A 20,749-nucleotide genomic window follows, 5' to 3' on the forward strand; every position below is an offset into this window, starting at 1 on the left:
GCCTGCCTCCTAGACCTGCTGGTCCTCGAAGGGCAGCACGTCCGGGGAGAGCACCGAGGCGCGGGCGGTCGCGGCGGTCAGCCGGCGGCGGTGGTGGCGGCGGCACAGCACCTCGTAGCCGACCTCGTCCTCGCTCACCGAGATGTCGCCGATCACCACCTGGGCGCCCTCGACCACCATCACCCCGCCGACCGTCCGGGCGTTGTGGGTCGCCCGCGCGCCGCACCAGCACAACGCCTCCACCTGCAGCACCTCCACCCGGTCGGCCAGCTCGATGAGCCGCTGCGAACCGGGGAACAGCCGGGTGCGGAAGTCCGTGGTGATGCCGAAGGTGTAGACGTCGATGTCGAGTTCGTCCACCACCCGGGCCAGCTGGTCGACCTGCTCGGCGGCGAAGAACTGCGCCTCGTCGCAGATCAGGTAGTCCACCCGGCCGCCCGCCGAGAGCCGGTGCACCACGTGCGCGTGGAAGTCGAAGTCGTCCGTCACCTCGACCGCCTCCGCCCGCAGGCCCAGCCGGCTGGAGATGGTCGCGGCACCGGCCCGGTCGTTGCGGGTCAGGATGACCCCCTGCCGGCCGCGCGCCGTGTGGTTGTGGTCCATCTGCAGCGCCAGCGTCGACTTGCCGCAGTCCATCGTGCCCGAGAAGAACACCAGTTCAGCCATGGGTGGAGCAAAGGCCTTTCACATCAAGGGGGTTCGGGCGCAGGGTCGCGGACACGGTCAGCCGCGGACTTCGAGCAGCGGCACGAACTGCTCGACCGGGGTCATCGAGCCGTGCAGGCCGATCATCGCGGACTCGCCGGGCTCGTTGCGGGAGGCGATGATCGCGATGTCGTCGCGCGCCGCGGCGACCACGTCGCCGATCCGCCCGTACACCCGCTCGTCCACCACCGGGCCGAACCAGCCCGCGGCGATCGCCTCGTCCCGGGTGGCCACCCACATCCGGTCGCCCAGCACCTCGCTCCACACCGTGTGCACGTCGGCCGCCGCACCCGGCACCGCGTACACGTGCCGGGCCCGGCCCTCGCCGCCCAGCAGGGCCACGCCGGCGCCGAGCTCCCAGTCCTCGTCGAAGTCGATCCGGTCCTCCGGCGCGATGTCGATCATGCCGTGGTCGGCGGTCACGTACATGGCCGAGCGCGGCGGCAGCTGCTCGGCCAGCCGGCGGGCCAGCCGGTCCACCGCGTCCAGGGTCATCCGCCACTCGTCGGAGTCCACCCCGAAGCGGTGGCCGGCGCCGTCCAGCTCGCTGACGTAGGTGTACACCAGCGCCCGGTCGTGCTCGGCCAGCCAGGAGGCCGCCAGGTCCATCCGCTCCTCGCCGGTGGTCCGGCCCAGGAAGCTGCCGCCGGACAGCGCCACCCTGGTCAGCGGCGTCTGCGCGAACAGCGGGGAGGACACCTGCGCGGTCGCCACCCCGGCCTCGTGCGTGCGCTCGAACACCGTGGGGTACGGCTGCCAGGCCTGCGGATCGGTGTGCGGCTGCCAGCGCAGCTGGTTCATCAGGTAGCCGGCGCCCGGCACCGCCACCGTGTACCCCGCCAGCCCGTGCAGGCCGGGCGGGGTGCCGGTGCCGACCGAGGCCAGCGAGGTCGCCGTGGTCGACGGGAAGCCCGCGGTCAGCGGACGGCCGGTGCCGCCCAGCGAACTGCCGACCAGCGAGGACAGGAACGGCGCGTACTCCGGGTGGCGCAGCAGCAGCTCCCAGCCCAGGCCGTCCACCAGGAACACCACCGCCCGGTCGGCCGGGGCGATCGGCAGCGTCGCGGTGAACCCCGGCACGCCGAGGCCCGCCGCCACCGAGGGCAGCAGGTCGCACAGCGAACCGCTGCCGTAGGGGGGCGCGGGGGCCGTGGCGGGGTCAAGGATCTCGAAGGCGTCGTAGCCGTCGGCGGAAGCGAAGGACATGGAACCGGATTCGTAGCGGGCGGAAGCTCTGGCGGTACGGCGACCGGGCAGCGCGGCGATCGGACGAGCCGCGACCGGGCGGGCCGCGACGGGCCGCGCCGATCGGGCGGCGCGGTGGTCAGGCCCGGGGGCCGTTGTCGATCGTCGCGTCGGACAGCGCCCGGGCGAAGGCCAGCGCCTGGGCCACCGTCTCCGGGCCGTCACCGGCCTCGCTCACCCGCAGTGAGAGGTCGTCAGCCGTCGCCGAACCGGTGTAGCCGTGGTCCGCCTCGCAGTTCGGGTCCGAGCAGCCGGCCGGCTCCAGGTCCAGGCGCTGCACCGCTCCCCAGCCGATGGTCAGCACGACCTCGCGCGGCAGCGTCCCCGGCGTGTACGTCTCCGGGTTCGCCACCATCCGGCTCACCACGACCGAACCGATCCGGTCCAGCCGCACACTCTCCGTCGACGTCGTGGCGTACGGCACCGCCGGGCTGCCCTCGGCGCCCGACTGCTCGTCGGTGTGGCTCACCACGAAACGGGTCGGGGTCAGCACCAGCACCGTCACGTGCCGACGCACCTCGTTCGCGTCGAAGGTGGTCTCCTGGTGCACCAGGTAGGAGCTGATCGGCTCGGGGCCCACCGAGGACTCCACCGCCTCGGACACCAGGGCCGGGTAGTAGCCGCTGCGCTCGATCGCCGAGCGCAGGTCCTGAGTGGTGGTGGTACCGGTCTTCGCCATAACTCCATCCTGGCATGGTCCGCCGACGAAGCGGGCGGCACGGCGCCGAGCTTCGGACAACAGGCGCCCGCGAGCGGGGCACAACCAAGGAAGGTTACAGCGTGCTCATCGCGCGCGGGCCCAGATCGCTGCGCACGGGCAGCGGCGCGATGCGCACCCGCGCCCCCAGGATCGCCAGTCCGTGCGGGGCCACGACCACCGGTTCGAGGTCCACCGAGGCGATCTCCGGCACGTCGTCCACCAGCTGCGACACCCGCAGCAGCAGCTCCTCCAGGGCGCCGGTGTCCACCGCCTCGGCCCCGCGCCAGCCGAACAGCAGCGGCGCCGCCCGCACCTCGCGGACCAGCGCGGCCACGTCCTGGTCGGTGGCCGGAACCAGCCGGTGCGCGAGGTCGCCCAACAGTTCGGCGGGGGCGCCGGCCAGGCCGAAGGAGAGGATCGCACCGACCGCCGGGTCGACCGTGGCGCCGATCACGGTGTCCACGCCGCGCGGCGCCATCCGCTGCACCACCAGCTCGGCCTGCGCCGCTCCGCCGAGCAGCGAGTCCAGCTCGCCGTGGGCGCGGCGCAGGCCCGCCTCGTCGGTGAGGTCCAGTCGGACGCTGCCCAGGTCGGGGCGGTGGCGCAGGTGCGGGGCGGTCGCCTTCAGGGCCACCGGGTAGCCGAGCGCGGCCGCCGCCTCGACGGCCGTCCGCTCGTCCGGGGCGGGCAGCGTGGGCGAGACGTCGATGCCGTAGCGGGCCAGCAGCGCGCGGGCCTCGGCGTCCGGCAGGGTGATCCGGGCACCGCCGGGCTGGGTGCGGGCGGCGGTCGCGGCGCGGGTGCTCAGCGCCGCCTCGACCAGGGCGCGGGCGCCCGGCTCGTCGATCCGGTCCAGCTCGGGGACACGCGCCGTCTCCTCCGCCTCGGCGGTGCGGCGGCGCCACTGCGCGTAGTGCACGGCGTTCGCGAGGGCGCGCACCGCGCGCTCGGGCGCCGCGAACGCCGGCACGCCGCCGGGGCGCAGCCGCACCGGCAGATCGGTCAGCGCCAGGTGGGCGAGCACCAGGGGCTTGCCCAACTCCCTTGCGCGGACGCCCGCTTCGAGCAGGGCGGCGGCGATCTCGGGATCGTCCGAGCCCATCTCGGGATCGTCCGGGCCGGTCAGCCGGCCGCCCATGAAGGCGTGCGCGGAGGTGCCGATCGGCGGGATGGCGACGGCGATCACCGCGTCCACGGCGGGGTCGGCGAGCGCGACGTCCAGCGCGATCCGGAAGTTCTCGCCGGTCGCGGCCGTGGTGAGGTCGACGGGCGTGCGGGGGCGCAGGCCGGCGCTCAGGCAGGCGTCGTAGGTGAGCAGGCCCAGCGAGTCCGAGTTGCCGACCACGGCGACCCGGTCCCCGGGCGGCAGCGGCTGCTGGGCCAGCAGCTCGCCGGTGTCGTACAGCTCGGTGATGGTCGCCACCCGGATCACGCCGGCCTGCTCGAACAGCGCGTCGACGGTCGCGTCGCGCAGCCCGCTGGCGGTGACCGGGACGGCGTGCCCGGGCGGCAGGCTGCCGGTGTGCCGGGCGCCCTTGACCACCACGACCGGCTTCGCGGCGGCCAGCCGGCGGGCGATCCGGGTGAACTTGCGCGGGTTGCCGAAGGACTCCAGGTACAGCAGCACCACCTCGGTGGCCTCGTCCTCCGCCCAGTACTGCAGGAAGTCGTTGCCGGAGACGTCCGCCCGGTTGCCGACCGAGGCGAAGGAGGAGACGCCGAGGCCGCGCCGGTGGGCCGCCTCCAGGAGGGCCACGCCGATCGCGCCGGACTGGCAGAAGATGCCGAAGCCCCCGCGCTCCGGCAGGTGCGGGGCGAGCGAGGCGTTCAGCGGGAGGTCCGGGTCGGTGTTGATCAGGCCGAAGGCGTTCGGGCCGATCACCCGCATCCCGGCCGCGCGGGCCTGGCGCACCAGCGCGCGCTGCCGGTCCCGGCCCTCCGGACCGGTCTCCGCGTACCCGGCGGTCAGCACCACCAGGCCCTGGACGCCGTGCGCGCCGCACTCGGCGACGGCCGCCGGGACGGCGCCCTCCGGGACGGTGATCACGGCCAGGTCGACCGGCCCGGGAATGTCCAGAATCGAGCGGTGCACCGGGATGCCGTCCAGCTCGGTGCCGGGCGGGGCGTTGCGGTTCACCGCGTACACGGCGCGGGGGGCGTCCTTGGGCTCGTAGCGGCTCTCGAACTCGGTGTCGAAGCTGCCCAGCAGGTCCCGCAGGACGGCTCGGCCGACGGTCTGCGGGTTGCGCGAGGCCCCGATCACCGCGACCGAGCGCGGGGTGAGCAGCCGCTGCACCGAGCGGGCCTCGGCGCGGTGCTCGCGGGCGCGCATCACGGCGAGCGAGCGCTCGGTCTGTTCGAGGTCGAACTCCAGGTGCACCACGCCGTCCGCGAAGCTGCGGTGCTGGGTGTAGCCGGCGTCGGTGAAGACCTTCACCATCTTGCGGTTCTCCGGCAGCACCTCCGCCTGGAAGCGCCGGATGCCGCGCTCCTGCGCGACCGCGGCGATGTGCTCCAGCAGGGCGGAGGCGACGCCACGGCCCTGGTGGGCGTCCTGGACGAGGAAGGCCACCTCGGCGTCGGTGCCGGTCTCGGACGGGCGGCCCTCGGCGTCGATCCGGTCGTAGCGGACGGTCGCGATGAAGCGGTCCCGGATCACCACGGCCAGGCCGACCCGGTTCACGAAGTCGTGATGGGTGAAGCGGCGGACGTCCTTGTCGGAGAGCCGGGGGTAGGGGGCGAAGAAGCGGAAGTACTTGGACTGCTCGGAGACGTGGCCGTAGAACTCGACCAGCCGCTCGGCGTCGCCGGGAGTGATCGGCCGGATCCGCGCCGTACCGCCGTCACGCAGCAGGATGTCGGCTTCCCAGTGCTGCGGGTAGTCCGGCTGGTCGGGGGTCGCTGCCGCGGAGTCGTCCACGATCGTCAGGTTATCCGGCGGCGAGCCGAATGGCGCCGGACGCGTGCTCGCGGCAGGGTGGACGAGGCGTGGACAGGGCCTGCGACCGGGCCTTATGCCCCGAAAAGAAACAATCACAACTCCTGAACGCGGCGGCTCACGGGGGCCGCCTGCGTGCAACACTGGTCTAGACAACACGGCCGCTTCCCCCCGGCTCCCCCAGAGCACGGCCGTGACCAGCTTCACCGGAAAGGCACGTCTCATGGCTGAGCGCCGCGTCACCATCGGTTGGGCCGAGGGCCTGCACGCCCGTCCCGCCTCCGTCTTCGTCCGGGCCGTCACGGCCACCGGCGTGCCGATCACCATCGCCAAGCCGGGCGGCAACCCCGTCAACGCCGCCTCGATGCTCGGCCTCCTCGGCCTCGGCGCCCAGGGCGGCGAGGAGGTCGTCCTCGCCTCCGACGCCGAGAACGCCGACGACGCCCTCGACCGCCTCGCCAAGCTCGTCCAGGAAGGCCTCGACGAGCTCCCCGCCGCGGCCTGAGGCCCCCAGCACGCACCCGGTCGGGGTGCCGCCACACCGTGGCGGCACCCCGACCGGCTTTCGGTCAGCCCTTCACGCAGACCACCTGCTTGAGGTGGGCGACCACCTCGACCAGGTCCTTCTGCTGCTCGATGACCTTGTCGATGTTCTTGTAGGCGCCCGGGATCTCGTCCACGACGCCACTGTCCTTGCGGCACTCCACGCCCGTGGTCTGCTCGGCCAGGTCACGCGTGGTGAACCGCTTCTTGGCGGCGGTGCGACTCATCTTGCGGCCGGCGCCGTGCGAGGCGGAGTTGAACGCCGCCTTGTTGCCCAGGCCGCGGACGATGTAGGAGCCGGTGCCCATCGAACCGGGGATGATCCCGTAGTCGCCGCTGCCGGCCCGGATCGCGCCCTTGCGGGTCACCAGCACGTCGACACCGTCGTACCGCTCCTCCGCCACGTAGTTGTGGTGGCAGCTGATGACCTCGTCGAACACGACCTTCGCCTTGGCGAACTCGCGGCGGACGACGTCCTGGAACAGCCCCATCATCAGGGCCCGGTTGTGCTTCGCGTACTCCTGCGCCCAGAAGAGGTCCTGGCGGTAGGCGTTCATCTGCGGGGTGTCCGCGATGAAGACCGCGAGGTCGCGGTCGACCAGGCCCTGGTTGTGCGGCAGCGACCGGGCGACGCCCATGTGGTGCTCCGCCAACTCCTTGCCGATGTTCCTCGACCCGGAGTGCAGCATCAGCCACACCACGCCGGTGGAATCAACACATACTTCTATGAAGTGATTTCCTCCGCCAAGCGTTCCCATCTGCTGCATGGCCCGCTCGCGGCGCCACTTGACCTCGTCCGCCACCCCGTCGAAGCGGTGCCAGAAGTCGTCCCAGCCCGCCGCGCGGAAGCCGTGCAGCTTGGTCGGGTCGACCGGGTCGGTGTGCAGGCCGCGGCCGACCGGGATGGCCTGCTCGATCTTGGAGCGCAGGCGGGACAGGTCGTCCGGGAGGTCCTTGGCGGTGAGGGAGGTCTTCACCGCGCTCATCCCGCAGCCGATGTCGACGCCGACCGCCGCCGGGCAGACCGCGCCCTTCATGGCGATGACGGAGCCGACCGTCGCGCCCTTGCCCAGGTGGACGTCGGGCATCACGGCGAGGCCGTGCAGCCAGGGCAGGGAGCTGATGTTGCGCAGCTGCTGCATGGCCGCGCCCTCGACCGTCGCCGGGTCGGTCCACATCCGGATCGGGACCCGGACGCCGGGTACCTCGGTGTACGTCATGGTCGAACGACCTCCATAGGTCGGGTGGTTCACACGAAGGAGTGCCGCGCGCATCGAATCCCGGTGCGGCTCGGGGAAGTTCAGGGGGTGGGCGCGCTCAGGCGGCCGGGGCGGAGCAGGGGAGGTACGACCGTGGGGAGCGTCGTATGGTTCGCTCGACCCGCATGGTGACCGCCTCCCTTCGCTGCATCCGCGATTCGCACGCTCTGTGCGTCGGGGAACATCTATCCACGGAACGGCTGGCACCCGCAACGGATTTAGCAGCGCTCGTGGTCAGGAATGCGTCCGGCCCGGCGGAGCGGGTGCTCCACCGGGCCGGGAAGAGGGCGCGTCAGCTGACGACGGTGACCTCGCCGATGCCGAGCGCCCGCACGTCGTCGGCGATCTCGGCGGCGTCGCCGACCAGGACGGTGACCAGGCGCTCCGGCGGGAAGGCCGCGACGACGGCCTCGGTGGCGGCGGCGGTGGGCAGTTCGGCGAGCTGCCGGTAGACCTCGGCCTGGTAGTCGTCCGGCAGGTGCTGCTCGACCTGGTCGGCCAGGGTGCCGGCGACCGAGCCCGCGGTCTCGTACTTCAGCGGCGCGACGCCGACCAGGAACTGCACGGCCTCGTCGCGCTCGGCGTCGGTGAGGCCCTCGGCGGCGAGGGTGCGCAGGATCGTCCAGGTGTCCGCCAGCGCCGGGGCGGTGGAGGCGGTGTCGACGGAGCCGCTGATGGCGAGCAGCGCGCGCCCGCTGCCGTCCGCGGCGGAGCGCAGCGGCTGGGCGAAGGCGCGGACGCCGTAGGTGTAGCCCTTCTCCTCGCGCAGGACGCGGTCGAGGCGGGAGGTGAGGGTGCCGCCGAGGCAGTAGGTGCCGAGGATCTGGGCGGCCCAGGCGGGGTCGTGGCGGTCGGGGCCGATGCGGCCGATGAGCAGCTGGGTCTGCACGGAGCCGGGGCGGTCGACGATGAGGACGCGGCCGCGGTCGTCGGCGGTGACGGGGGCGAGTTCGGCGGGCTGGGCGGGGGTGCCGGTCCAGGTGCCGAGGGTGCTCTCCAGCAGGGCGGGCAGGTCGGTGCCGGTGAGGTCGCCGACCACGACGACGGTGGCGGTGGCCGGGCGCACGTGGGCCTGGTAGAAGGCCTGGACGGCGGCGCGGTCGATCGACTTGACGGTGTCGGCGGTGCCGGCGCGGGGCCGGGAGAGCCGGTCGGCGGTGTCGAAGAGTTCGGCGTAGAGGGCCTTGACGGCGCGGCGGGCGGGGTTGGCCTGCTCGTGGACGATCTCGTCGAGGCGGTTGGCGACGAGGCGCTCGATCTCCTCCTCGGGGAGGGCGGGGGCGCGCAGGGCGTCGGCGAGGAGGGTGAGGCCGCGCTGGAGCCGGGAGGCGGGGACCTCCAGGGAGACCCGGATGCAGGGGTGGTCGGCGTGGGCGTCGAGGGTGGCGCCGGCGCGTTCGAGTTCGGCGGCGTACTCCTCGGCGGTGAGGGTGTCGGTGCCTTCGCTGAGGGCGCGGGCGAGGATGGCGGCGACGCCGTCGAGGCCTTCGGGTTCGGCGGCGAGCGGGGCGTCGAGGAGGACCTCGACGGCGACGAGCTGCTGGCCGGGCCGGTGGCAGTGCAGGACGGTGGTGCCGTTGCCGAGGGTGGCGCGCTCGGGGGCGGGGAAGGCCCACGGGCTGGGGGTGCCGGGCTGCGGCTGGGGGTGGAAGGTCATCGCGGGGACGTAGTCGGTGCTCATACGGCGGCACCCTCCTCTTCGGTGGCAGCGGTGTCGTCGGAGGCGTCGGAGTCGTCGGTGGCGTCGGTGTCGACGACGGCGTCGGCGGTCGGCTCGTAGGCGAGGACGGCCCGGTTAGCGGGGTGGAGCCGGGCCTCGGCGACCGCGCGGACCTCTTCGGCGGTGACGTCGAGGACCTTGGGGAGGGCGTCGTTGAGCAGCTTGGGGTCGCCGAACAGGACGGCGTAGCGGCAGAGTTCGTCGGCGCGGCCGGCGACGGTGGTGAGCCGGTCGAGCCATTCGCGCTCGATCTGGGCCTGGGCGCGCTCGAGTTCCTCGGGGGTGGGGCCTTCGGCCGCGAAGCGGGCGAGCTCCTCGTCGACGGCGGCCTCGATCTGGTCGAGGGTGGCGTCGCCGGAGGTCTTGACGTCGAGCCAGCCGAGGCTGGGGGCGCCGGCGAGGCGGAGCAGGCCGAAGCCGGCGGCGACGGCGGTGCGGTCGCGGCGGACGAGCCGGTTGTAGAGGCGGCTGGATTCGCCGCTGCCGAGGATGGTGAGGGCGAGGTCGGCGGCGTCGGCTTCGCGGGTGCCGTCGTGCGGGAGCCGGTAGGCGGCCATGAGGGCGCGGGAGGGGACGTCCTCGTGGAGCTGTTCGCGGATCTCGCGGCCGATGGTGTCGGGGAGTTCGCCGGAGCGCGGGGGCTGCTTGCCGTCGTGGGCGGGGATGCTGCCGAAGTACTTCTCGACCCAGGCGATGGTCTGCTCGGGGTCGATGTCGCCGACGACGGAGAGGACGGCGTTGTTGGGCGCGTAGTAGGTGCGGAAGAACGCGCGGGCGTCGTCGAGGGTGGCGGCGTCGAGGTCGGCCATGGAGCCGATGGGGGTGTGGTGGTACGGGTGGTCGCCGGGGAAGGAGAGCGCGGTGAGCTTCTCGAAGGCGGTGCCGTACGGGACGTTGTCGTAGCGCTGGCGGCGCTCGTTCTTGACGACGTCGCGCTGGTTCTCCATGGAGGTGTCGTCGAGGGCGGCGAGCAGCGAGCCCATGCGGTCGGCCTCCAGCCAGAGGGCGAGCTCCAGCTGGTGGGCGGGCATGGTCTCGAAGTAGTTGGTGCGCTCGAAGCTGGTGGTGCCGTTGAGCGAGCCGCCGGCGCCCTGGACGAGTTCGAAGTGCCCGTTGTTGGAGACGTTGGCGGAGCCCTGGAACATCAGGTGCTCGAAGAGGTGGGCGAGGCCGGTGCGGCCCGCGACCTCGTGGCGGGAGCCGACGTCGTACCAGAGGCAGACCGCGGCGACCGGGGTGAGGTGGTCCTCGGAGAGGACGACGCGCAGGCCGTTGGCCAGGCGGTGCTCGGTGATGGCGATGCCTCGGGGGGAGGCGGGGGCCGGGTTGGCCATGCGCTCGGGTCCTTCCCGTCGTCGATGTCGGGGGTTCGTGTGGCGTCCCCCATTGTGGTGCAACGCGTGAGGGGTGCGTTCGTGTCCGCGCGGACGGGGCGTTCGCCAGGGGCGGAAGAGGGGCGCTGGCCGGGAGTGTCGGTGCGAGGGTCCACAATGGGGGCGCCGCGCCCTGTTGACGGGGCTCGCGGCCGGTTCGGACCGGGTCCGACCGTGACCGACCGATTTTCGATCGAGCACACCGCCAGCGACACGTAAGGGAGCCCCGCCGCGATGGCCCGCCGCAGTTCGCAGACCCCGCCGCCCGGAGACTTCGAGGAGCGGATCCTCGACGTCGACGTCGTGGACGAGATGCAGGGCTCCTTCCTGGAGTACGCCTACTCGGTGATCTACTCGCGTGCGCTGCCGGACGCGCGGGACGGTCTGAAGCCGGTGCACCGGCGGATCCTGTACCAGGCCAACGAGATGGGCCTGCGCCCGGACCGCGCGCACGTGAAGTGCGCCCGCGTGGTGGGCGAGGTGATGGGCCGGCTGCACCCGCACGGCGACCAGTCCATCTACGACTCGGTGGTGCGCATGGCGCAGCCGTTCTCGATGCGGCTGCCGCTGATCGACGGGCACGGCAACTTCGGTTCGCTGGGCAACGACGACCCGCCGGCGGCGATGCGCTACACCGAGTCGCGGCTGACGGCGGCGTCGATGGCGATGGTGGAGTCGATCCACGAGGACACCGTCGACTTCGGCCCGAACTACGACGGCAGCGAGCAGGAGCCGCTGGCGCTGCCGGCCGCGTTCCCGAACCTGCTGGTGAACGGCGCGACGGGCATCGCGGTCGGCATGGCGACGAACATGCCGCCGCACAACCTGTCCGAGGTGGTGGCGGCGGCGCGGCACCTGATCAAGCACCCGGCCGCGGACCTGGACACGCTGATGCGGTTCGTGCCGGGGCCGGACCTGCCGACCGGCGGGCGGATCGTGGGCCTGTCGGGCATCCGGGACGCGTACGAGTCGGGCCGCGGCACGTTCAAGATCCGGGCGACGGCGACGGTGGAGTCGGTGTCGGCCCGCCGCAAGGGCATCGTGGTGACGGAGCTGCCGTTCAACGTCGGCCCGGAGAAGGTCATCTCGAAGATCAAGGACCTGGTCAACGCGAAGAAGCTGCAGGGCATCGCGGACGTCAAGGACCTGACCGACCGCGAGCACGGGCTGCGGCTGGTGATCGAGGTGAAGAACGGCTTCGTGCCGGAGGCGCTGCTGGAGCAGCTGTACAAGCTGACGCCGATGGAGGAGACCTTCGGCATCAACAACGTGGCGCTGGTGGACGGGCAGCCGCTGACGCTGGGTCTGAAGGAGCTGCTGGAGGTCTACGTCGACCACCGGTTCACGGTGGTGCGCCGGCGCAGCGACTTCCGTCGCCGCAAGCGCGAGGAGCGGCTGCACCTGGTCGAGGGCCTGCTGGTGGCGCTGGTCGACATCGACGAGGTCATCGCGATCATCCGGTCGAGTGACAACGCGCAGCAGGCGAAGGAGCGCCTGATGGAGCGTTTCTCGCTGTCGGAGACGCAGACCGGCTACATCCTGGACACGCCGCTGCGCCGGCTGACCCGGTTCGACCGGGTGGAGCTGGAGGCGGAGAAGGCGAAGCTGACGGCGGAGATCGCGGAGCTGACGGAGATCCTGGAGTCGGACGCGCGGCTGCGCAGCGTGGTGTCGTCCGAACTGGGCGCGGTGGCGAAGCAGTTCGGCACCGAGCGGCGCACGGTGCTGCTGGAGGCGGGGGCGGCGCCGGCCGCGGCGCTGACGGTGCCGCTGGAGGTGGCGGACGATCCGTGCCGGGTGCTGCTGTCGTCGACGGGCCTGCTGGCGCGGACGGCGGACGGGGAGCCGTTCGAGGTGTCGGAGAAGCGGGCGAAGCACGACGTGATCGTGTCGGCGGTGCACGCGACGGCGCGGGCGGACGTGGGTGTGGTGACGTCGGCGGGCCGGGTGCTGCGGCTGCCGGTGATCGATCTGCCGGCGCTGCCGCCGACGCCGTCGCCGACGCTGGCGGGCGGTGCCGCGGTGGGCGAGTTCCTGCGGCTGGAGGCCGGGGAGCGGGTGTTGGGGCTGACCACGCTGGACGAGTCCTCGCCGGGTCTGGCGCTGGGCACGGTGCAGGGCGTGGTGAAGCGGGTGGTGCCGGAGTGGCCGGCGAACAAGGACGAGTTCGAGGTGATCGCCCTCAAGGAGGGTGACGAGCTGGTGGGTGCGGTGGAACTGCGCACCGGTGAGGAGGACCTGGTCTTCATCACCTCGGACGCGCAGCTGCTGCGGTACCCGGCGGGCCAGGTCCGTCCGCAGGGCCGTCCGGCGGGCGGCATGGCGGGCATCAAGCTGTCGGACGGCGCGCGGGTGCTGTCGTTCACGGCGGTGGACCCGGCGGCGGACGCGGTGGTGGTCTCGGTGGCGGCGGCTTCGGGGACGCTCGCGGGTGACGAGCAGGTGTCGTGGAAGGTGACGCCGTTCGAGCTGTACCCGCGCAAGGGCCGGGCGACGGGCGGTGTGCGCTGCCAGCGGTTCCTGCGGGGCGAGGACGGTCTGGCGTTCGCCTGGGCGGGTGCGGTGCCGGCGCGGGCGGCGACGGCGAAGGGCGCGCCGGTGGACCTGCCGGAGCGGGACCCGCGCCGGGACGGTTCGGGTACGCCGGTGACGACGCCGATCGCGGTGGTCGCCGGTCCGGCGTGATCGGGCGCCGCCCGTAGCTCCCGGGCTCGAAAGGGGAGGTGTGCCGGAGGTTTCCGGTATACCTCCCCTTTGCGTTCCCCATTGCTTCTCATGTTCCGAGGAATGCCTATCAGTTGATATTGCCGGTGCGAACTCCCTTGGTTTCCGGGTTACTTTGGAGGCTCCGAGCACGAGCGGCACCAGCCTTGAGAGGGCGGGGAGTTGGCCGAGCACTTTACGATCGACCTGGACCGGATGAGATCGGTCTCCAGGCAACTGGGCGAATGCGGCGAGCGCATGGGCTCGGCCGCGAAACGCCTGAAGGACCTCGGCAAGGGGAAGCAGCTGGGGACGGAACGCCTGGACTCCGCCTGCAAGGGCTTCGAGCACCACTGGCACGTCGGCATCGGCCGGACGTCCAAGCTCGCCCACGGCCTGCGCGAGGGCGTGGACGCCGCCCTGGACACGTACGAGAAGAACGAGCAGGGCGTCACCCAGGGCTTCACGTAGGACCCGAACCGACACCACCAACGGGGAACCGATCCATGAGCGACAAGAACTGGCCCGGCCTCGGGTTCTGCCCGGCCCCCGGGGACCTCGAAGCCATCGCCAAGATGTACGCGGACGTCGACGCCGTCGCCAACGAGCTGGCGGAACTGCGGCACGCGCTCGCCGGCATCGGCGCGGGCGGCGGCGCCTGGGAGGGCGAGGCCGCCCGCAACTTCGCGAGCAGGCTCGGGCAGCTGCCCAAGTACCTCACCCAGGGCCACGATTCGATGGCCGCCTGCTCGCGGGCCCTGAAGACCTGGCACACCCAGCTGTCCGCGATGGTCGCCGCCGGCAGGGCGATGGAGTCCGAGGCCGTCGAGCTGCGCTCCCGACTGTCCGGCACGGACGACCAACTCGTCGCCCTCGCCCGCACCCTGGACTCGTACCGGCAGGCCGGCGCGCAGCAGCCCGCCGACAACGTGATGATGCGGACCGAGAAGCAGTGGAAGGCCGCGCTGGAGGCCAGCCAGAGCGGCCACCACCAGCTCGACCAGCTGATCTCCCGCGCGCACAAGCAGCTCGACGACCACCGGCACAAGGCCGAGGCCGCCGCCCGGGCGATCACGGAGGCGTCCCGCCACCACCCGCCGGACCCGGGCCTGTTCAAGCGGCTGCTGGACGAGGTGGAGCACGCCTGGCAGAAGTCCAAGGACTTCCTGGCCGACCACGCCGACACCCTGTCCAGGATCTCGGCCGGGCTCGCGATCGCCGCGCTGGCCCTGTCCTGGGTGCCCGGCGCCGCGCCCGTCCTCGGCGGGGCGGCCGCGCTGACCAGCCTGGCCGCCGGCACCGGCCACGGCATCGCCAAGACCCGCGGCCAGGACGTGTCGTGGCTGTCCATCGGGCTGGACGGGCTCGGGGCGATTCCCGGCTTCGGTGCCGTCAAGGGCTTCGCCACCGCCGGGCGCACGGCCGCCCGGGTCGAGGGCGGAGGCAACGTCGTGACCAAGGTCGCCCGCGACTTCGCCAACGACGTGAAGGCGTCCAAGGGCGCCGGCGGGGTCGAGCGGGCCAAGGGCGCCGGCGCGGGCGTGTTCCAGATGACGGCCAACCCCCTGTCGACCAAGGGCATCATGGCCGGGCTCCGGAAGGCGAACATCGAGGTCGACCCCCGCGCCGTGACCCTGCCGGTCAAGACGGGCGGCCTGGCCTTCGGGCTGGCCGAGGACCGCAAGCGCGGGCAGGAGGTACGGGCCCCGCGCCCGCTGCGCCCCTCCCCCGAACCGTTCCTGAGCGCCGTCTCCTGAGCGCCGCCGCCCGAGTGGAGGACCGATGGCCCGGAACCCGTACGTGACCCTGCCCGTGGCCGGCGGGCAGCTGGCCGCAGTCCCCGAAGTCGCCGAAGCCGCCCGGCAGGCGGACCGGCGGTACGGGGTGAACCTGCTGGACGACGCCGCCGCCCGCGAGGTCGTCGCCCGGCACCTGCGGCTGCGCCAGGACTTCGCGTGGCACACCGAGGTCGGGGCGATGCTCGTCCTCGGCGGGATCGCGGTGGCCGCGATCGTCGGCGCCTCGCTGCACCCGCCGGCCGAGCCGAAGCAGGTGGCCGCCCTGGTCGCGGCGGTCGCCGCCGTCCCGGCCGGGCTCGCGGTCTGGGGCCGGGGCTCGTCCCGGGGCGCGGACAAACAGGCGGCCGCCGTCCGCTACACCCTGTACCTCGGTCTGCTGGACCGGGCGCGCGCCGCCGGGCTGGAGGTCCGCGTCCCCGCCGACTGGCCGGTCGACGCACCGGCCTCCCCGCCACTCGCGGCGGCCGACGCCCGCCCGTACGACGGCCCCGCGCTCGACCGGACCCTCCCGGTGCTCCCGGCCGAGCAACTGCACCGCCACCCGGCGCTCGCCGAGCGGGCCCGCGCCCTCGGCGCCCCGCACGGCGTCGACTTCCTCAACGAGCGGGCCGTCCGGGCCCTGCTCACCGCGCAGCGCAGGGCCGTCCGGCGGTGGCACGGGTGGGCCCTGGCCGCCGCGCTCGGCGCGGGCTTCGCCGCCGCCCTGGCCTGCGGCCTGCCGCCCGCCGCCGACGCCCACGGCCGCAAGCTGATGCTCACCTGGATCACCGCCCTCGCGGCCCTCGGCGCGCTCGCCACCCCGCCCGCCCTCTGGACGCACCGCGGCTGGCGGCGCTCCGGGGTGCGCGGGCCCGCCGCCGCCTACCTGGAGCTGCTGCGCGACGCGAAGGCGTACGGCGTCCCGGTCCCCCCGCTGCCGTCCTGGCTGACCGTGAACACCAAGACCCGCCCGTCCGACTGAGGGAGCGCCATGCCCGGCACGCCGATCGCGGCAGGCTCCGACGAGACCTCGCAGCTGCAGATCCGGTTCGTCGTCCCGCCCGCCTTCCACGACCTCCCGGTGTTCGGCACTGAGGACCAAGTGGCCGCCGAACTCTGGGAGTTGGCCTGCGAGGTGCTGGCCGCCGACCCGGCGGAGGTGCGACTGGGCTGGGCCGCCCTGCTCGCCGAGCTGATCCCGCCGATGGGCGCGGCCGGGGTGATCTACGCCGGCGTGTGCCTGGCGGAGGTGGACGGCCGCCCGAGTTCGGCGGCGATCACCGCCTCGGTCTGCCCGCTGGTCGGCACCGACCACCCGGGCGCGGTGGACTTCCTGCTCGCCCGGCTCGCCCGTGCCCGCCCGGGCGCGGAGGTGACCGCGATCGACCTGCCCGCCGGACGGGCGGTGGCGGTGATCGACGCCCTGCCCGCGAACGCGCCGCTCGACGACGGCCGCGAGCCGACCGTCTCGCTCATCCAGGTACACCTGCCGCTACCGAACGAGACCGAGCTGCTGACGCTGGAGCTGAGCACCCCGTGCCCCGAGGAGTGGGAGCTGTACTCGGAGCTGTTCGCGGGCGTCGTGCGCAACCTGTACCTGGAGTTCGCCGACCTCCCGTACGCGGCCGGGCCCGTCGAGCCGCCCGACGAGGAGCTGGCCGCGCGCGTCCGGGCCGCCTTCGGCTGAGGCGGGTCAGGCCCGGCCCGGCCGAGGGCTGCGGGTAGCCTTGCGCCGGTGAGCACCTGTGCGAGCGCGTCGCGCGAACTGTCGGAACCGCTGGCCGCCACGGCGGCAGTGGCGAGCACCTGGCTGCTGATCGAGCAGGACGGCCCGTGGGGCGCGAAGGCGCTCGGCGAGAGCCACCTCGACCGGGCGACCGGGCGCGCGCTGGACGCGGCCGCGGCGGGCACCGGCGTGCGGGTGGGGCTGATCCGGCGGCCGGGCCGGCACGCGGACTGCCTGCCGACCACGCGGCACGAGGTCATCGTGGCGCACACCGTGCCGGGCCGCGGCTGGGTGCGCCGGGCGCAGGTCACCGACCCGGCGGAGCTGCTGGAACTGGACTTCACGGCGCTGGGCAGCGGCGACCACACCGGCTTCGGGACCGAGCACGTCGGCGGCCCGGTGGCCCTGGTGTGCACCAACGGCCGCCGGGACCGCTGCTGCGCGCTGCAGGGCCGCCCGCTCGCGGCGGAGCTGGCGGCGGCCGCGCACAGCGAGGTGTGGGAGGTCACCCACCTGGGCGGGCACCGCTTCGCCCCCACCATGTTGGTGCTGCCGTACGGCTACGCGTACGGGCGGCTGACCCCGGTGACCGCGAAGGAGGTGCTGGCCGCGACGGCGGCCGGGCGGATGGTGCCGGAGTGGTCGCGCGGCTGTTCGGGCTGGGAGCGCCCGGGCCAGGCGGCCGAGCACGCGGTGCGGCTGGCGACCGGCGAGACCGCGGTGGACGTGCTGACCGTGGCGCAGCGCCCGGACGGCGAGGGCCGCTGGCTGGTCGGGGTGCTGCACCAGGACGGCCGGGCGTGGGAGGTGGACGTGATCGAGGCGTTCAGCTCGCCGCCGCGCCCGGAGAGCTGCGGCAAGGCGCCCGTGACGCCGTCCCGGATGGACGTGCTGTCCGTCCGGGGCGTCTGACCAGCGGGGGCGTCCGACCGGCGGGGTCGTCCGACCGGCGGGGTCGTCCGAGAGCGGGAGCGGCCCCGCGCCCGTGGGGGTGAGCGCGGGACCGCCGACCGGGCCGGCTCAGCCGGTGGCCTTGCCGACGAACTCGGTGGTGTAGGTCCTGGCCAGGTCGATGTTCCCTTCCTTGCCCTTGACGTCCGGGTGGAAGGCGGCGAGCACCGCGAGCACCGTCTTCGGCCCGTCCGCCGGCATCACGCCGTCCGTGGTGAACATCGGCAGCGTCGCCTTGATCGCGGCCGCGTACTGCTCGGCGCCGCCCTGCGCGTAGTCGGCCGGCATCTTCGCGGCGATCTCCTGGGCGCTGTGGGTGGACATCCACTTGAGGGTCTTGACGAAGGCGTTGGCGAGCTTCTGGGTGGTGTCCTTGTTCTTCTCCACCCAGTCGGTGTTCATGTAGAGCGCCGACGAGGGGTAGAGCCCGCCGAGCGCCTGCCGGGAGCCCTCGGGGGTGCGCAGGTCGTAGAGGATCTTGCCGAGGCCCTTGTCCAGGATGGTGGCGACGGTCGGGTCGGTGGTCATCCCGCCGTCGATGCTGCCCTGCTGGAGCGCGGCGATGAAGGTCTGGCCGGCGCCGACCGCGATCGGGCTGAACTCGTTGACGGCGGTGCCGTTCTTGACCGCGAGGTACTTGGTGAGGAAGTCGGTGGAGGAGCCGAGGCTGGTGACGCCGAGCTTCCTGCCCTTGAAGTCGGCGCCGGACCTGATCGCGTCGGCCTGCTTGGCGGAGACGATCTCGACCTCGCCGGGGGCCTGGGAGAACTGCACCACGGACTCGACGTGCTTGCCCTTGGCCTGCAGGTCGATGGTGTGGTCGTAGAAGCCGACCGCGCCCTGGACGTCGCCGGCCAGCAGCGCGGTGGTGGCGTTGACGCCGGCGGGCTCGCTCATCAGCTCGACGTTGACGCCGGCCTCGGCGAAGAAGCCGAGCCGCTGGGTGAGCATGGCGGGCAGGTAGATGACCTTGTCCAGGCCGCCGACCATGATCTTGACGGTCGGTCCGTCCACCTTCTGCCCGGCCGGGGCGGCGGCGCCGTGGGCGGACCGGGCGGCGTCGTTGGCGCAGGCGGTGAGCGGGAGGAGCAGGGCGGCGGCGAGGGCGGCGGCAGCGACTCTGCCGGTCGGGTTCGGGCGCATGGCGGGGGTGCCTCTCTTCGGTGGAAGGGGTGGTCAGCGGCCGTCGCCCGCGTCGGCGGGCTTCCAGCGGAACAGCTTCTTCTCGGCGAAGGTCAGCAGCCCCTCGGTGAGCAGCGCGACGACGGCGAGGATGGTCATGGCGGCGTACACGCCGGCCGCGTTGAAGGTGCCCTGGGCGGCCGCGACGAGCAGGCCCAGGCCCTTGGTGGCGCCGATGTACTCGCCGACGATGGCGCCGATCAGCGCGAAGCCGAAGCTGACGTGCAGGCTGGTGAAGATCCACGTGGTGGCGGCCGGGATGACCACCTGGAGGGTGACCTTGCGGTTGGAGGCGCCGAGGATGCGGGCGTTGGAGACGAGGTTGCGGTCGACCTCGCGGGCGCCCTGGAAGGCGTTGAAGAACACCGGGAAGAACACCAGCACCACGGCGGAGGCGACCTTGGAGGCCGGCCCGAGGCCGAACCAGATCAGGAAGATCGGGGCGAGCACGATGCGCGGGATGGCGTTGAGCACCTTGATGTAGGGCCCGAACACGTCGGCCAGGAAGCGGATCCGGCCGAGCGTGATGCCGAGCAGCACGCCGCCTATCACGCCGACCACCCAGCCGGCCAGCGCCTCGTACAGGGTGTAGCCGATCTGCTCGCCGAGCGAGCCCTGCGCGGTGCCGTGGGTGGTCCACTGCCAGATCTGGTCCCAGATCTTCGACGGCTGCGAGAAGTTGAACGGGTCGATGACGCCGCCCCGGGCGCACGCCTCCCAGAGCCCGAGGAAGCCGACCAGGACGGCCGCCCGCGCCGCGTAGACGCTCAACTTCCGGTTGCGGGCCGCCCGTTGGCGGGCCTCGGTCCTGCTGATCACAGCGGCGGTGCTAGCGGCCGGCGCGGTCTCAAGCGGCACGACCCGCTCCTCTCTCCCGGGTGATGCGCACCTCTTCGCCGAGCGAGGCCCAGATCTCGCGGTACAGCTCGACGAACCTCGGCTCCAGTCGGACGGCCTCCACGGTGCGCGGGCGCGGGAGGTCGACGGTGAAGATCTCCTTGACGGTGGCCGGCCCGGCCGTCATCACGACGACCCGGTCGGCGAGCGCGATGGCCTCGTCCAGGTCGTGGGTGACGAACACGACGGACGCCGCGTTCCTGGAAGAACTCGTCCCGGCCCACAGCTCCAGCAGCTGGTCGGACATCAGGGCGCGGGTCTGCACGTCCAGCGCCGAGAACGGCTCGTCCATCAGCAGGATCGTCGGGTCGTTGACGAAGGTCTGGGCGAGCGCGACGCGCTTGCGCATGCCGCCGGACAGCTGGTGCGGGTAGCGGTCCTCGAAGGCGGCCAGGCCGACCCGGCCGAGCCAGTCCCGGGCCCGCTCCCTGGCCTCGGCGGCGGGCACGCCGCGGAAGCGCGGGCCGGCCATCACGTTGGACAGGACGGTGCGCCACGGGAAGACGGCGTCCTGCTGGAACACGAAGCCGACCTCGGGGCCGATCCCGCGGACCGGCTCGCCGTACACCCGGACGTCCCCCTCGGTGGGCTCCTCCAGGCCGCTGACCAGGGTCAGGGTGGTGGACTTGCCGCAGCCGGTCGGGCCGACGACGGCGACGAACTCGCCCTGGGCGACGGTCAGGTCGAGATCGCGGACGGCGGTGTGCAGGGCGCCGGACGGTGTGCGGAACCGTTTCGTCGCGCCGATCAGTTCGATCGCCGGGGCCGTCCTCACGCCCCCTGCCTCGCTTCGCTCGCTCATGCATTCCTCCGGGGTCGGTGCTTGCCCCGGAACGGTAGGAGCGGCCCCGGCCCCGGCGGGAGCCTTCTTCGCGTAGTGCGACTTCTCCGCATTGAGGGGTGTTCTGCTCGTTTTGCTTGCGCTACAACTGCGGGGACGCGGCTGACAGAAACACGCCGGAAACATAGGGTGTCCCGACCCCGCCCGAACCCACCCGAACCCACCTCCACCAGCCGCCGAGAGGAGGC

17 protein-coding genes are annotated in these 20,749 nt (G+C 73.1%); 7 read left to right on the plus strand and 10 right to left on the minus strand.

Going from position 1 to position 20,749, the window contains the following annotated elements; translation table 11 throughout:
- Nucleotides 1-9 precede the first annotated feature (9 nt).
- The 4 genes from AB2U05_RS09895 to AB2U05_RS09910 form a co-directional block, all read right to left on the minus strand.
- Entirely contained in the window at nucleotides 10-666 is a 657-nt protein-coding gene (locus AB2U05_RS09895) for a thymidine kinase (RefSeq protein WP_045698952.1), read from the minus strand.
- Nucleotides 667-723: 57 nt separating this feature from the next.
- The gene (locus AB2U05_RS09900) at nucleotides 724-1,911 is read right to left on the minus strand and encodes an alkaline phosphatase family protein (protein ID WP_045698950.1); all 1,188 of its coding nucleotides are present in this window, start codon (nucleotides 1,909-1,911) and stop codon (nucleotides 724-726) included.
- Between the two features lie 118 nt (nucleotides 1,912-2,029).
- A complete protein-coding gene (locus AB2U05_RS09905; protein ID WP_045698948.1) occupies nucleotides 2,030-2,629 on the minus strand; it encodes a DUF5998 family protein in 600 nt (199 codons plus the stop codon).
- 94 nt (nucleotides 2,630-2,723) lie between these two features.
- A complete protein-coding gene (locus tag AB2U05_RS09910; protein WP_063773533.1) occupies nucleotides 2,724-5,570 on the minus strand; it encodes a GNAT family N-acetyltransferase in 2,847 nt (948 codons plus the stop codon).
- Nucleotides 5,571-5,811: 241 nt separating this feature from the next.
- Between AB2U05_RS09910 and AB2U05_RS09915 the strand changes: the two genes are divergently transcribed.
- Complete coding sequence (locus tag AB2U05_RS09915) at nucleotides 5,812-6,093, plus strand: HPr family phosphocarrier protein (protein ID WP_045698946.1); 282 nt, start codon at nucleotides 5,812-5,814, stop codon at nucleotides 6,091-6,093.
- 64 nt (nucleotides 6,094-6,157) lie between these two features.
- On the opposite strand, the gene AB2U05_RS09920 is transcribed toward AB2U05_RS09915, so the two are convergent.
- From AB2U05_RS09920 to AB2U05_RS09930, 3 genes are all read right to left on the minus strand, one after another.
- Entirely contained in the window at nucleotides 6,158-7,351 is a 1,194-nt protein-coding gene (locus AB2U05_RS09920; protein ID WP_045698944.1) for an RtcB family protein, read from the minus strand.
- A 331-nt stretch (nucleotides 7,352-7,682) separates the two neighbouring features.
- Nucleotides 7,683-9,047 carry a pitrilysin family protein gene (locus AB2U05_RS09925; protein ID WP_107073025.1) on the minus strand — a complete coding sequence of 455 codons (1,365 nt, stop codon included), beginning with the start codon at nucleotides 9,045-9,047 and terminating at the stop codon, nucleotides 7,683-7,685.
- Between the two features lie 20 nt (nucleotides 9,048-9,067).
- A complete protein-coding gene (locus AB2U05_RS09930) occupies nucleotides 9,068-10,444 on the minus strand; it encodes a M16 family metallopeptidase (protein WP_369183042.1) in 1,377 nt (458 codons plus the stop codon).
- A 273-nt stretch (nucleotides 10,445-10,717) separates the two neighbouring features.
- Between AB2U05_RS09930 and AB2U05_RS09935 the strand changes: the two genes are divergently transcribed.
- The 6 genes from AB2U05_RS09935 (at nucleotide 10,718) to AB2U05_RS09960 (ending at nucleotide 17,602) form a co-directional block, all read left to right on the plus strand.
- Nucleotides 10,718-13,168, plus strand: coding sequence for a DNA topoisomerase (ATP-hydrolyzing) subunit A (locus AB2U05_RS09935; RefSeq protein ID WP_045698939.1), 2,451 nt, complete (start codon nucleotides 10,718-10,720; stop codon nucleotides 13,166-13,168).
- A gap of 201 nt (nucleotides 13,169-13,369) precedes the next feature.
- Nucleotides 13,370-13,657, plus strand: coding sequence for a hypothetical protein (locus tag AB2U05_RS09940; RefSeq protein WP_369183043.1), 288 nt, complete (start codon nucleotides 13,370-13,372; stop codon nucleotides 13,655-13,657).
- Between the two features lie 35 nt (nucleotides 13,658-13,692).
- On the plus strand, nucleotides 13,693-14,943 hold the full coding sequence (locus AB2U05_RS09945) for a hypothetical protein (RefSeq protein ID WP_369183044.1): 1,251 nt from the start codon (nucleotides 13,693-13,695) through the stop codon (nucleotides 14,941-14,943).
- A 25-nt stretch (nucleotides 14,944-14,968) separates the two neighbouring features.
- Nucleotides 14,969-15,946 (plus strand): hypothetical protein, encoded by a 978-nt coding sequence (locus tag AB2U05_RS09950; RefSeq protein WP_369183045.1) that lies wholly within the window; start codon nucleotides 14,969-14,971, stop codon nucleotides 15,944-15,946.
- Between the two features lie 9 nt (nucleotides 15,947-15,955).
- Nucleotides 15,956-16,651, plus strand: a complete 696-nt coding sequence (locus AB2U05_RS09955; RefSeq protein ID WP_369183046.1) for a hypothetical protein — start codon at nucleotides 15,956-15,958, stop codon at nucleotides 16,649-16,651.
- Between the two features lie 48 nt (nucleotides 16,652-16,699).
- The gene (locus tag AB2U05_RS09960) at nucleotides 16,700-17,602 is read left to right on the plus strand and encodes a sucrase ferredoxin (protein ID WP_369183047.1); all 903 of its coding nucleotides are present in this window, start codon (nucleotides 16,700-16,702) and stop codon (nucleotides 17,600-17,602) included.
- Nucleotides 17,603-17,710: 108 nt separating this feature from the next.
- Here the strand turns inward: AB2U05_RS09960 and AB2U05_RS09965 are convergent, their stop codons facing one another.
- Genes AB2U05_RS09965 through AB2U05_RS09975 form a run of 3 tightly spaced genes read right to left on the minus strand, consistent with a single transcriptional unit; the run spans nucleotide 17,711 to nucleotide 20,522 of the window.
- Entirely contained in the window at nucleotides 17,711-18,784 is a 1,074-nt protein-coding gene (locus tag AB2U05_RS09965; protein ID WP_369183048.1) for an ABC transporter substrate-binding protein, read from the minus strand.
- A 33-nt stretch (nucleotides 18,785-18,817) separates the two neighbouring features.
- On the minus strand, nucleotides 18,818-19,681 hold the full coding sequence (locus AB2U05_RS09970) for an ABC transporter permease (RefSeq protein WP_369183049.1): 864 nt from the start codon (nucleotides 19,679-19,681) through the stop codon (nucleotides 18,818-18,820).
- Nucleotides 19,671-20,522 carry an ABC transporter ATP-binding protein gene (locus AB2U05_RS09975; RefSeq protein ID WP_369183050.1) on the minus strand — a complete coding sequence of 284 codons (852 nt, stop codon included), beginning with the start codon at nucleotides 20,520-20,522 and terminating at the stop codon, nucleotides 19,671-19,673. Before AB2U05_RS09975 ends, AB2U05_RS09970 begins: the two co-directional genes overlap by 11 nt.
- Between the last annotated feature and the right edge of the window lie 227 nt (nucleotides 20,523-20,749).

Source organism: Streptomyces sp. Y1, from assembly GCF_041053115.1.
Classification (GTDB): Bacteria; Actinomycetota; Actinomycetes; order Streptomycetales; family Streptomycetaceae; genus Kitasatospora; species Kitasatospora rubellomurina.

What these genes read in the sequence shown, in the direction of transcription:
- AB2U05_RS09920 (WP_045698944.1), bottom strand. Translation starts at nt 7,351, where the DNA reads ATGACGTACACCGAGGTACCCGGCGTCCGGGTCCCGATCCGGATGTGG.
- AB2U05_RS09975 (WP_369183050.1), bottom strand. Translation starts at nt 20,522, where the DNA reads ATGAGCGAGCGAAGCGAGGCAGGGGGCGTGAGGACGGCCCCGGCGATC.
- AB2U05_RS09900 (WP_045698950.1), bottom strand. Translation starts at nt 1,911, where the DNA reads ATGTCCTTCGCTTCCGCCGACGGCTACGACGCCTTCGAGATCCTTGAC.
- AB2U05_RS09905 (WP_045698948.1), bottom strand. Translation starts at nt 2,629, where the DNA reads ATGGCGAAGACCGGTACCACCACCACTCAGGACCTGCGCTCGGCGATC.
- AB2U05_RS09950 (WP_369183045.1), top strand. Translation starts at nt 14,969, where the DNA reads ATGGCCCGGAACCCGTACGTGACCCTGCCCGTGGCCGGCGGGCAGCTG.
- AB2U05_RS09895 (WP_045698952.1), bottom strand. Translation starts at nt 666, where the DNA reads ATGGCTGAACTGGTGTTCTTCTCGGGCACGATGGACTGCGGCAAGTCG.
- AB2U05_RS09925 (WP_107073025.1), bottom strand. Translation starts at nt 9,047, where the DNA reads ATGACCTTCCACCCCCAGCCGCAGCCCGGCACCCCCAGCCCGTGGGCC.
- AB2U05_RS09955 (WP_369183046.1), top strand. Translation starts at nt 15,956, where the DNA reads ATGCCCGGCACGCCGATCGCGGCAGGCTCCGACGAGACCTCGCAGCTG.
- AB2U05_RS09915 (WP_045698946.1), top strand. Translation starts at nt 5,812, where the DNA reads ATGGCTGAGCGCCGCGTCACCATCGGTTGGGCCGAGGGCCTGCACGCC.
- AB2U05_RS09930 (WP_369183042.1), bottom strand. Translation starts at nt 10,444, where the DNA reads ATGGCCAACCCGGCCCCCGCCTCCCCCCGAGGCATCGCCATCACCGAG.
- AB2U05_RS09965 (WP_369183048.1), bottom strand. Translation starts at nt 18,784, where the DNA reads ATGCGCCCGAACCCGACCGGCAGAGTCGCTGCCGCCGCCCTCGCCGCC.
- AB2U05_RS09935 (WP_045698939.1), top strand. Translation starts at nt 10,718, where the DNA reads ATGGCCCGCCGCAGTTCGCAGACCCCGCCGCCCGGAGACTTCGAGGAG.
- AB2U05_RS09945 (WP_369183044.1), top strand. Translation starts at nt 13,693, where the DNA reads ATGAGCGACAAGAACTGGCCCGGCCTCGGGTTCTGCCCGGCCCCCGGG.